Source organism: Neisseria sp. P0001.S005 (assembly GCF_051963715.1).
In genome coordinates this window covers 1-255 of the sequence record NZ_JBQCTZ010001007.1, presented here as the reverse complement: position 1 = coordinate 255, position 255 = coordinate 1, and the positions used below count along the sequence as shown (strand labels likewise).

1 protein-coding gene is annotated in these 255 nt (G+C 52.9%); it reads right to left on the bottom strand.

Features of this window, described 5'->3' with window-relative positions; all coding sequences use genetic code 11:
- The coding region (locus ACTHSP_RS23870; protein WP_440347214.1) for an ATP-dependent DNA ligase at window positions 1-255 on the bottom strand (255 nt) is incomplete at both ends.

The window sequence follows — 255 nt, the reverse complement described above, 5'->3', positions numbered from 1 at the left end:
ATCCTACCGCACCCACCCGCCCGACATTGCGCCCAGTGCCCTCATAATGACGCGTTACCGTACCTTCATCATCATATTCACTTTTCAGCTTCAACAGCTGCCCCTTTCTACCGCTTGCATAACGGGCTTCAGGTTGACGCAGCATCACCCCTTCCCCACCCAACGCTTCAACTTGTGTCAAAAAATCAAAAGCATGCTGTTTGTCGCGCACCTTGACTTGCGGAATGACCGTAAACCGTGCCGACGGGTGTGATT